The sequence below is a fragment of the Helcococcus sueciensis DSM 17243 genome, assembly GCF_000423145.1.
GTDB lineage: Bacteria > Bacillota > Clostridia > Tissierellales > Peptoniphilaceae > Helcococcus > Helcococcus sueciensis.
Map to the genome: position 1 here is coordinate 74,584 of NZ_AUHK01000001.1, position 12,034 is coordinate 86,617.

Consider the following 12,034-nt stretch of genomic DNA (forward strand, 5'->3'; position numbering starts at 1 on the left):
TCACCTACTCTGATACTTTCTTCATAATACGATTTTGAATAAATGTAAATATTAATATAAATAAGAATAATATTACAGCTGCTGCCATACCTTGACCATATCTATTTTCTGTATAGAATTTGGTAAATATGTAGAATACTCCTGTTGAAGCAGATTCTGCTATACCAGGTTTACCATTAAATATTGCATAAACTTGTCCATAGACCTTAAATGCATTTATGAAATTCATTAACATTAAAAATGTTATTGTAGGTATTAATTGTGGCAAAGTAATTCTTCTAAATTGTTCAAATTTACTGGCTCCAAACATATCAGCAACTTTGTAATAAGATTCATCAATATTTCTAATTCCGGTTAGTAATATGATTATATTAAATGCTAACCCCATCCAGATACCGAATATAATAACTGTAGTCATAGATGTTTGCGGATTATCTAACCAGTTTACTGGTCCAAAACCTATTAATCCTAAAAAATAATTAATTAAACCATAATTTTGATTAAATAAATATCTAAATACTACCCCAATGGCAATCATAGATGTCAAATAAGGTAAGAAAAAGATTGATTCAAAAGCCTTTTTGAATTTTATTTTTTCATAAATGCTTATAGCTATATAAAGAGATATAATAATACCTAATGGAACTACTATAAATGCATATAAAGCTGTATTAGATAGTGATTTATGAAACTTAGGATCTTTTAATACAATTTGAAAATTCTTTATTCCGTTAAATTCAGGATTATTAAGAGTACCTTTTTGAAACGCTATTATAAAAGTTTTAACTAATGGCGTTACGTTAAATATACCTATAAAAAATAATGCAGGTAATAAATATAGCCATCCTATAGGTGAATTTTCTGCTCTATATTTAAATTTCATATCAGTATACCCTTCTTCCTTCTTTCTCAAATATATAAATATTATCGTAATCTATATCTATATTAATCTTATCACCTGATGCTATTCTATGACTTGCATCTGTGATAGTCTTAGAAAATTTACCATCTAAATTAAAATTAATTATTGCATCTTTACCTATTAATTCAACTGATTCAACATTTATCTCAATAGTATCTTCAGATTTTTTTTCAGATAAATTGAAATATTCTGGTCTAATACCTACGACATATTCTCTATCTTTAATTAATTCATCTTTAAATTTAGTTTTATTTAATTTAGATAATTTAATATTAAATTCTTGTGAAGTAAGGTTTTCACCATCATTATGCATATCAAATAAATTAATGATTGGATTACCCATAAATTTAGCGACAAATAGATTCGTTGGATCTAAATACAAATTATGAGGTATATCATATTGTTGAACTACACCTTTATCCATTAATACAATCTTATCACTTATTGATAAAGCTTCTTCTTGGTCATGAGTAACAAATATTGTTGTAATACCAATTTCTTTAACTAATCTTCTAATTTCCTCTCTAATTTTAAGTCTTAATCTAGCATCTAAATTAGAAAGAGGTTCGTCTAAAAGAAGTACCTTAGGATTTTGAACTAAAGCTCTTGTAATAGCAACTCTTTGTTGTTGACCACCAGACATTGTTCCTGGTTTTTTGTCAGCTAACTCCTCTATACTAGTTATTTTCATATATTTCTCAGCAGCTAGCTTAGCTTCTTCTTTTTTCTTTTTATTTTTACCTACAGTTAAAGGAAACATTATATTTTCTAAAACTGTCATGTGAGGATATAAAGCATAGTTTTGGAAAACTAAACCTATTCCTCTGTCTTTTGGATGTAGATTTACAATAGATTTATTGTCAAATAATATATCTCCATCAGTTGGATCTAATAAGCCTGATATAAGATTTAATATAGTAGTTTTACCACAACCACTAGGTCCTAATAAACAAACTAAATCTCCATCTTCAATCTTCAAATCGATGCTTTTTAAAGCCTCATAATTATTGTCAAAAACCTTTCGTAAATTCTTGATCTCTATCATATTCACCTCTAATTTTTCTTAATATAGTTATATTAACCATTGTTGTTATTATATAAAATATACAAATTAAATACAAAAAAAAGTATTACTTTTTAAAGTAATACTTTTAACTTTTAGAATAATTTAATAAATAATATTAATTTGTGGACTCAACTGATTCCATATCTGTTTCTAGTTCAGTTTCCGTGTCTGTTTCTAATATAGATTCATTGATGCTTTCTTTTTCATTATTTGACTCATTAGATTCTTCTACAAAGGTCTTAGTCTTATCATAATTCACACCATTTATGATTATTGAATTACTATCGCTAGACCATTTATAATCTACATTCGCGGGATTAACAGAATCCTGATAGTATATTGTAGTTTTCTTTTGAACACTTTCTACTTCAATTCTTATGAATTTAGAAGTTACAGGATTTGAAGTATCACCATATACTCGCATAATATCAGCATTATTAGGTGAAAATTTCTGTTCTAATAATTGACCTTTAGGGAATCCTTCTGATGTCTTTGAAAATACAAATTTATTCATTATAAAGAAAAGTAATATTGCTATAGCTATTATTCCTGCGATAATAATTAATTTGTTTTTAGTATTAGATTTATTTTTTCTCGAAAAATCATTATTTACTGTCTGATTTTCATTATTAACATTATAGTATTGATCAAAATTTACATCTTCCCTATCAAATTCATCATTGTATTGATTTTCATTTAATTTTTTTCTATCTTTATTGTCCATACATTATATCCTCCTTGTTTATGTATATATATACCTTATTTATCAAAATATAAACAAGAATATTAAATAATAACATATTTTGTAGTTATATCTATTTATGTATATAATATAATAAATAAGATAAAGGAGTTTTTATGAAAATAGCTATAATAGGTGCTGGATTAACAGGGTCTACGATTTTGGAGACAATCATTAAACATAAAAATTTTAATTCTAGTACATATATTACCGTATTTGATAAAAGAAGCTTTTATGGAGCGGGATTTCCTCATGAATATGATTCAATTAAAAGAGTACTAAATGTGCAATCTCATTTAATGAGTGTTGATGATAAAAACCCTCTTGATTTCGTAGAATGGTTAAATAAAAATAATAAAGAAGAAAGCTTCGAAAAAGTTGCACCACGTACATATTATGGTGAATATTTGCATGATTATTTTAAAAAATATTATGAAAATAAAAATGTTAAATATATAAATTCAGAAGTTATAGATGTTATTCCAAACACATCCGCTCAAAAAATTCAGTCATATAATATTAAAACTGAAAATAATATTTATAATGATTTTGATTATTTATTTTTAGCTTTAGGTCATCCAGTCTATAAAAATATATATGATTTTAAGGAAACTAATAAATACATATGGGATGTATATCCATTAAATAATAATTTATCTTCTATAAAGAAATCTGATAAAGTTGGAATTATTGGAACTGGAGCTACATCATTAGACGTATTTAGACATTTAATGAGTAAATATAAAAATGATACTTCTATATATTTCTTATCGAGATCTTCTTTATTTGATACTCCTGATTTTACTTATGATTTAGAAAAACCAGAATATAGATTTTCAATGAGTCAAGAATGGATTGACGAAAAATTAGATAGAAATGATTTTATTAATCTCAATGATATGGTTAATTTAATAAAAGATGATTTTGAAATAAATGGTACCAATTTTTATGAATTATTAGAAAAGATGAAATTTAATGATTTAGAAGACTATAGAAAATTCATCGATGAAAAAGATCCAAAAATTATTATTCTAATAGATTATTTCAAAAAATTATTCCCTTATCTAGCAAGACTATATGGAAATCTTTCGAAACTTGATAAATTAGAATTTATTGAAAAATATGATGAAGATATTGATAAATTTATTACATTAATCCCTGCAGGAACTTTTAACTGGATTTATGATGAAGAAAAAAAAGAAAATGTAAAGATAATAAAAGGTCTTGAAAATATTGAATATAAAGATAATAAATTTTTTGTAGAAGCTAATACAAATGTAGATTTAGATATATTAGTTAATACTACAGGATTTACATTTAATATATTAGAAAATATTGAATATAATGAATTACTTAAAAATCTTTATGATAAGTATTTGATAAAACCAGATTCTGATGGTGATTTCATATCCGTACAATGGCCTAATTGTAATGCTTTAAGCGTTAAATACGGATTAATAGATAATTTGTTTATTCAAGGTATGTGGATTGGAAAAACACATTATAGAAATAATGATGCTTTATCAGTAAATAGACTAGCAAAAAAAGTTTCGAATAGATTTATGGAGAGACTATAATGAATATTTACGTACCTTCTCTAAAAAAAGAGTACACAAACAGATCATTAACAGTTGAAATAATAGGATTTTCTGCAATTATTTGCCTTTTAATTGTACCTATATTTGTAATACTTGGTCAGGATTTATTAAAAGATAATTTTAAAGTATTATTCACTTATATTTCATTAAATAGATCTTTTGTATTATTTAGTGTAATTAATATACTTTTTATCACTGCTTTAGGAAGTGTTAGTAGATATATAAATAAAATGACTACAGCATATATAATCGATAAAGACACTATTGTAAAAGCAAACTTAAAATCTGATAAAAGAATATTAAAAATAAATAAACTCATTTATCAAGGTTATAGCATTGTAACTATACAATCTACAGATTTAGACAATATTGAAATTAAAAATAATCTATTTACTTTTTATAAAATAATTAAAGCAAGAGTTCAATTAAATCAACAATTGAATTTTGTCGAAGCATTTATTGACACTGATTTATATGATAAAACAACATTTTCAAATACTAAATTAAAGTCAGAAAATAAAAAACGTTTGATATATTCAACAGATTTCGGTGAATTAAAGATTCCAAACTTTTATTCAAACGAAGATAGAAGAAAAGATAATTCTTTTAATAAATATTTTTATCGTAGAATTGCATTATGGGCTTTCACTATTGTTATGATTTTTAACTTTTTAAGTTGGTATGACTTATATCACCATTCAAAAATTGATGACGAATATATAGCTATAATGCAAGAAGTTAATAATAAAATCGCAAATAATGTTACTAAATATAGTTTTACACAAGTACTACAATACCAACAAACTGACTACTATCCTGTTAATACAAATACTATTTTCGAATTTGATGAAGATAGATTAAGCTATTTTATTTATAAAGAGGGTTTAGTCCTAGCTAAAAGTATTTCATATTATCACAATAATTATGAAACATATATTGTAGAAAAGTTTGGAAATATAATGATGACCTTAGATGCTAATTTTTTAAAAGAAAATTATGACGTAGATACTTTTATTGATAAATATAATTTACAAACCACCGTAAATAATCTATTAAAAATACAAAAAGGCGAAATGGAATCTCATGAATTTAATATTTTTGGATATGACATAATAATGGAAAGAAAAGATAATAAGATTTTAGTATATACTAAATAAATAAAATCTCAGTAGTATCATTTATTTGATATTACTGAGATTTATTTTATTCTTCTTCTTTTTTATTAAAAGTATTAGCTATTTTTTCTGTAAAAGTAGTTTTTTCTTCATTCAATTCTATACTTTTTTTCAGAACTTTTTCGTCAATATAATATAGTTTAATATGACTACCTTCTTTTATCTTCTTAGAATTTGGCATTACTCTTATCACTGAATTGGCCCTTTTATCATAATATTTATGATTTGGGGTCACTACTATACTATGAGTTACAAATCCCTCATCTTCAAGTATTTTTTCAGCTTCTTTAATATCTAAATCTAATACATTTGGAACTTCAATATACTTATTTTTCTTAGTTTTCAATACTGTAAATGCACCTAATACAGCAGGTCCAACAACTTTTAAAGCATCATATACTAATTCAGGATTTTTTCGAACAAATTTTACAGCTTCTTTAGATCCCTTTTTACCATATTTTAATAAATTTTTTGCTATTTTAAATTTTCTTATCATTTTATCCTCCGATACTAAAATAATACCCAATATTTATAATTTTATAGATAAATACATTATTTTAATAAAAAATCGACTCATATAGAGTCGACTTTAATTATAATGAATTTATAGCAGCTTTTGTAATATAGTTATATGGTTGATTAAAATGTGGTAAGAAGAATAAATCTAATAAAGCTAATCTGTCAATTGTAACTTTTTCTTGAATTGCAAGTGAAAACATATGGATTCCCATTGACATATCGTATTCTGAAGCCATTTGAGCTCCTAAAATTACTCTAGAATTTTTGTCAAATACAATTCTTAATTTTACTTTTGGATTCACTTCTTCTATGAAAGCTGGTTTTTGTAAGTCTTCAAAATCTGTATATTCTACTTCTATACCTAGTTTTTTAGCTTTATTTAATGTAATACCAGTTGAAACCATTTTTAAATCATATATTTGAATACCATTTGATCCTTGTACACCATTTGATTCAAGATTTCCGCCAGATACATTTGTACCACCAACTATACCACTTCTTGCAGCATTTGATGCTAGAGCAATATAATTTGTTTCGTCTATAGAATTATCATAAACTGTTGCACAATCTCCAATTGCATATACATCTTTAATGCTTGTTTCTTGTTTTTTATTTACTAAATAAGCACCATTTTTGAATAATTCTAATTTATCTTTACCAAGTCCTGTATTTGGTCTAAATCCTATCGCTAAAATTACCATATCTGCCGGTATTTCTTTTTTATCAGTCACTATTGATGTAACTTTACCATTTGTTCCTTTTATTTCTTTTACTGACTGTCCAAATTCTAAATTTATACCGTGGCTTGATAAATTTTCTTTCATTAAATCGGTAAATTCTTCATCATAATATGTTGATAAAGCAGTGTCTGCAAGATCAACTAATGTAGTATTTTTACCATGTCTTTGGAATGCTTCTGCAAGTTCAACGCCTATATATCCAGCGCCTACTACTGCAATGTTTTGAATATCTTTATCATTAATCTTACCTATTATACTTTGTGCATCTTGAAAAATTTTAACATGTTGTACATTTTCTAAATCATGTCCTGGTATATCTGGAGTAATAGGTTCTGATCCAGTTGATAATACTAATCTATCATACTTATCTACTACTTCACTTCCATCTTCTAAAGTCACATGTACTTCTTTATTTTCAAAATCTATATTGTGTACATTAGCATTCATAAATACTTTTGCACCATTTTTTTCAAATTCTTCTTTGCTTGCATAGAATAATCCATCTGGTTTTGAAATTTGATTTCCAATCCATAACGCCATTCCACAGCCTAGAAATGAAATATTACTATTTCTATCATATATTGTTAATTCATGATTTTCTTTACTATTTAATATTGTTCTTATCGCTGCTGTTCCAGCGTGATTTGCCCCTACGACAATTATTTTAGCCATAATATTCTCCTTTTAAATAAACATTACATACCTATATTATCAAATTATTAACTTAATTAATATATTATTACAAAAAATAAATTTTGATTTACGTTTTCTTAAATTTAAATTGTTAAATATTTTTCTTAATTAAATAAAAGTGATAATATATATTAATATGTCATAAATAGACCATAAAATATTCATATCAAATCATTGTGTTAATATTATGTTATAATTCTAAAAGGAGGATTTATGAAATATATTAAACAAGTTTCAATTATATTTACAATTACTTTTATGGGTGAGATATTAAAAGAAATATCGCCTATTCCATTCCCTATACCATCTAGTGTTTATGGACTTATCTTAATGTTGTTAGCACTTACGACTAAAATTATTAAACTAGATGATGTTAAAGAATCGGCTTATTTTCTTATTTCAATAATGCCTATTATGTTTATACCACCGGCAATAAATTTAATTACAGTTTGGCCAAATATTCAATCTAAAATAATAGCTTATTTTGTAATATGTATAATTTCAACTTTAATTGTAATGATTTCATCTGGTGTATTGACACAAAAAATATTAAATAATATGGAGAATAAAAATGTTAATAGAAAATATTAGTCAAAATGTATTTTTTGGAATTGCTCTAACTCTCCTTGCTTACAATATCGCTCTTTTGATAAAAGATGTAACAAAGCTTGCAATATTCAATCCTCTACTTATATCTATTCTGATTACTTTAGCAATTATTTTATCATTAGATATTAAGATTGAGTCTTACATGAATGGAGGTTATTACATATCTAATTTACTTACTCCAACCACCGTATGCCTTGCAATTCCACTTTATGAAAATCTAGTAATATTAAAACATTATTGGAAAGGGATTATAATAGGTATTTTAATGGGTGTAATTTCATCTGCGCTCACAATACTTCCTCTAGTGATTCTATTTGATATGTCAAAAGAAGATTATGTTACCCTACTTCCAAAATCAATTACAGGTGCATTTGGGATGGGAGCTTCTCAAGAATTAGGAGGAATTGTTCCAGTTACCGTTATTATAATAATTATCACTGGAATATTCGGATCGATGGTCAATGACCACATATTTAAGCTATTTAAGATTACTCATCCTGTTGCTAAAGGAGTTTCACTTGGAGCTTCTTCACACGCCATGGGGACATCAAAAGCTTTCGAAATCGGTGCAACAGAAGGTGCAATAAGCTCTATTTCTTTAATTATAACAGGTATATTGACTGTAGTAAGCATATCCTACTTTGCAGGATTATATTAATTTATATAAAAACGAAGACTTGTAAATACATAGTCTTCGTTTTGCTTTTATTAATAAATAATTCTTTATTTAATTTTAATTACATTTTATCCTTATATAGTTTGTAAAAAGCATAAGATCCATCTAGATTATATACATCATATCCTAATTTTTTCAAAAACTTTTCAGCTTGTGCAGATCTTGATGATGAATTGCAATAAAGAACATATTTTTCATTTTTATTAAATTCATCAACTCTATTAGTTAGTTCACTGAGAGGAATATTCTTTGCATTTAAAATATATCCTCTTTCATACTCATCAACTTCTCTAACATCTATTAGATTATATCCTTCTTCTACATAATCTTTCACTTTATCAAGTTCTAATCTATTGGTATTTTCTGTAATCATATCATTAACGATTTCTGATAACTTATATATTACAGCTTCTAGAGAATTATTATCTGAAAAATATTTGCTTAAATCAGATATCTGAACTTTATTGATTATAGCATCATTCAATAGCTTTACTGCAGATTCAGCGTTTCCTATTAAGTCTACTACCTCTTCTAAAGTTTGTGTATCAACATTAACTAATACTTTTAGATAAATTTCTTTTATTTCGTCTCTATCTATAAATGGAGCTAAAACATGAATTACCTTTAACATAATATCCCCCTTTAATATTATTTATATTTATATAATAACATTAAATATCAATTTTCTATTTAAATAATAGTTAAATTTAATATAATTAATTATTTAAATTAAAAAATCGTCCTAGATTATATCTAAAACGATTTTTTCATATTTTATATATCTAAACCTGATTCATGAATATAATTACCATCGGACAATTTTATCCAACCTTCATTCAAATACCCTTCAATATATTCACCAACATACTTGATTGCTACTATACTTGAATTTGTATTTGCTTCTTTTCTAACATTCATTGTATTAATTAAATTTCCAGATACTTTTGTACCTTTTGGCACAGAGTTATTTGATAAACCTGATTCATGAATATAATTGCCATCAGATAATTTTATCCAACCATCATTCAAATATCCTTCAATATATTCACCACCGTACTTGGTTCCTACTACAGTTGAATTTGTATTTGCTTCTTTCCTAACATTCATTGTCTGAATTAATTTTCCAGATACTTTTGTACCTTTTGGCACAGAGTTATTTGATAAACCTGATTCATGAATATAATTACCATCAGATAATTTTATCCAACCATCATTTAAATATCCTTCAATATATTCACCAATATACTTGGTTCCCACTACGCTTGAATTTGTACTTGCTTCTTTTCTAATATTCATGGTTTTATTCAAGTTACCAGATACTTTCGTACCTTTTGGAACAGAATCTGTCTCTAATACTGAGATATTTGATATACCAGAATCATGGATATAATTACCATCAGACAGTTTTACCCATCCTTCTATTCTATAGCCTTCGATATAGTCACCTAAATATTTTTGTCCTACAATACTGGAATTTGTACTCGGAGCTTTTCTAATATTCATAATTCTATCTATAGTACCAGATACTTTTTTGCCATGTTGGTTTGAATTTGCAGAAATAAAGCCTTTATTTTCGGCAAAATTACCATTTTCTAAAAGTATCCATTCTCCTAAATCTTTTCCTTTTAAATAACTTCCTTTTTCTAGAGTATTAATAGTTTTAGTTCCTGGATGTCCTGAAACTTTTGAATCTTCAGCTATATTACCAGAAATATTTTGTAATACATCTAATAAAGGTCCATTATATACATATGTTCCATCAGAAAGTTTTATAAAGTTTCCTATCTTATACCCTTCAACATATGAACCTGCTTTTAATAACCCAATTACTTTTGAGTTTAGATTACCACCATCTCTTAAATTGTAAGATTTAGTTGTGTAACCTGAGACTTTTTCTCCTATCTCAAGTCCTACATTTTTAATAAATTTTCCATTTTCTAAAAGAATATAATTTCCTAGAGAATATCCTTCAATATATTGACCTTGTTTATATCTATCAACAACTTTTTGATCAGGATGATTTGAAACATTTTCGTCTGATTTTAGATATCCTGAAACCTTCTTTAATTCTTTTAATAAAGGTCCATTATATACATATGCTCCATTAGAAAGTTTTATAAAGTTTTCTACTTTATGTCCTTCAATATATGTTCCAGCTTTTAATAATCCAACTACTTTTGAGTTTATACTAGCACCGTCTCTTAAATTATAAGATCTAGTTGTGTAACCAGAGACTTTTGGTCCCAATTCATCAAATCTAGTTAAATTGTAAGTTTCAATTAAACTATTCAGACTGTTAGCATAAGCTGGAGATGTTGCATATCTCCCAGTTAAATAATTAGTTGCCTCTTTATAATTTGATGTACGAGATTTTCTAACACCTAAATAGAAATTATAGTTCCATGAAGATTTATCATCGTCTCCTGTTAAAACATATACGTAATCTTTAAGTGATTCTAAATAAGACGGATATTTTCTAAAATTAGCTAATACATCATATCTATTTCCACTACTTGTATATTCAAAAGTTTTAATTAAAATAGAATCTGAATTGTAAGATCCTTTTACACCAAACAAGTTATGAAATGGTTTATTTGCTAATAAAGAATTTCCCCATCCAGACTCTAAAATGGCTTGAGCCATCATAACTGAAGCATATAAATCATGTTCTGCCGCTAGTCTCTGAGCTAATGGTCCTATCTCATTAATAAATTCAGAAGTAGTATAATCATTTGCAGTTTTATATGATCCACTATTTAATGCTGGATTAATCCAATATCCAGTATTACTTTTAGTTTTAGAAATTTCAATCATATTATTGGATGCGCTTAATACATAATATATACCACTAGATAAAGTAGTTATTGGTGAATTGCTATTATACGCATCACTTGCGCTTCTATATCCTTTCATATCAGAATAAACTACAAAAGATGAGTACCTATTAATTGTAGATTCTATAGTAAGAATTGGAACATCAGGTGTTATTTCAATTGAACCACTTTTAAAATCATTCGGATTTATCCAAGCTCCTGGTTGACTAGATGAATTAGAAATATTTATCATACCATCGTATCTAGTAAAAACATAATAATCACCTGCAGACCAAGTACCTTTAGAATTAGTTCGATTTTTTGCATCTGCAGCAGTATAATAAATTGTAACAGATTTTGGAATATTAATTTTATCAGAAGCAAATAAAACTGATGTATTTATAATAAATATAAACGCTAATGATAAAAGCAATATTTTTTTTAAAATTTTCGACTTCATGTTAATCCTCACTTCCACTAT

Annotated in this window: 11 protein-coding genes; 4 read left to right on the plus strand and 7 right to left on the minus strand. The window is 26.0% G+C overall.

Features of this window, described 5'->3' with window-relative positions; genetic code table 11:
* Positions 1 to 4: 4 nt before the first annotated feature.
* The 3 genes from G534_RS0100320 to G534_RS0100330 form a co-directional block, all read right to left on the minus strand.
* Positions 5 to 883 carry a carbohydrate ABC transporter permease gene (locus G534_RS0100320; RefSeq protein ID WP_027347346.1) on the minus strand — a complete coding sequence of 293 codons (879 nt, stop codon included), beginning with the start codon at positions 881 to 883 and terminating at the stop codon, positions 5 to 7.
* A gap of 1 nt (position 884) precedes the next feature.
* Positions 885 to 1,967 (minus strand): ABC transporter ATP-binding protein, encoded by a 1,083-nt coding sequence (locus tag G534_RS0100325; protein WP_027347347.1) that lies wholly within the window; start codon positions 1,965 to 1,967, stop codon positions 885 to 887.
* A gap of 136 nt (positions 1,968 to 2,103) precedes the next feature.
* Entirely contained in the window at positions 2,104 to 2,712 is a 609-nt protein-coding gene (locus G534_RS0100330) for a DUF5412 family protein (protein WP_027347348.1), read from the minus strand.
* A gap of 134 nt (positions 2,713 to 2,846) precedes the next feature.
* Here G534_RS0100330 and G534_RS07525 point away from each other — a divergent pair, with 134 nt between their 5' ends.
* Entirely contained in the window at positions 2,847 to 4,307 is a 1,461-nt protein-coding gene (locus G534_RS07525; protein ID WP_034595778.1) for an FAD/NAD(P)-binding protein, read from the plus strand.
* Complete coding sequence (locus G534_RS0100340; RefSeq protein ID WP_027347349.1) at positions 4,307 to 5,485, plus strand: hypothetical protein; 1,179 nt, start codon at positions 4,307 to 4,309, stop codon at positions 5,483 to 5,485. Before G534_RS07525 ends, G534_RS0100340 begins: the two co-directional genes overlap by 1 nt.
* 46 nt (positions 5,486 to 5,531) lie before the next feature.
* Here G534_RS0100340 and G534_RS0100345 read toward each other — a convergent pair whose 3' ends face one another.
* Together G534_RS0100345 and nox are read right to left on the minus strand one after the other, a co-directional pair.
* Positions 5,532 to 5,999: a PASTA domain-containing protein gene (locus tag G534_RS0100345; RefSeq protein WP_027347350.1), complete on the minus strand. Its 468-nt coding sequence runs from the start codon at positions 5,997 to 5,999 to the stop codon at positions 5,532 to 5,534.
* A gap of 97 nt (positions 6,000 to 6,096) precedes the next feature.
* Positions 6,097 to 7,434, minus strand: a complete 1,338-nt coding sequence (nox, locus tag G534_RS0100350; RefSeq protein ID WP_027347351.1) for a H2O-forming NADH oxidase — start codon at positions 7,432 to 7,434, stop codon at positions 6,097 to 6,099.
* 234 nt (positions 7,435 to 7,668) lie between these two features.
* Here nox and G534_RS0100355 point away from each other — a divergent pair, with 234 nt between their 5' ends.
* Together G534_RS0100355 and G534_RS0100360 are read left to right on the plus strand one after the other, a co-directional pair.
* A complete protein-coding gene (locus G534_RS0100355; RefSeq protein WP_027347352.1) occupies positions 7,669 to 8,046 on the plus strand; it encodes a CidA/LrgA family protein in 378 nt (125 codons plus the stop codon).
* The gene (locus tag G534_RS0100360) at positions 8,027 to 8,722 is read left to right on the plus strand and encodes an LrgB family protein (protein ID WP_027347353.1); all 696 of its coding nucleotides are present in this window, start codon (positions 8,027 to 8,029) and stop codon (positions 8,720 to 8,722) included. Before G534_RS0100355 ends, G534_RS0100360 begins: the two co-directional genes overlap by 20 nt.
* Before the next feature lie 79 nt (positions 8,723 to 8,801).
* On the opposite strand, the gene G534_RS0100365 is transcribed toward G534_RS0100360, so the two are convergent.
* Complete coding sequence (locus G534_RS0100365) at positions 8,802 to 9,371, minus strand: rhodanese-like domain-containing protein (RefSeq protein ID WP_027347354.1); 570 nt, start codon at positions 9,369 to 9,371, stop codon at positions 8,802 to 8,804.
* 143 nt (positions 9,372 to 9,514) lie between these two features.
* Positions 9,515 to 12,013 carry a glycoside hydrolase family 73 protein gene (locus G534_RS08280; RefSeq protein WP_027347355.1) on the minus strand — a complete coding sequence of 833 codons (2,499 nt, stop codon included), beginning with the start codon at positions 12,011 to 12,013 and terminating at the stop codon, positions 9,515 to 9,517.
* Positions 12,014 to 12,034 lie beyond the last annotated feature (21 nt).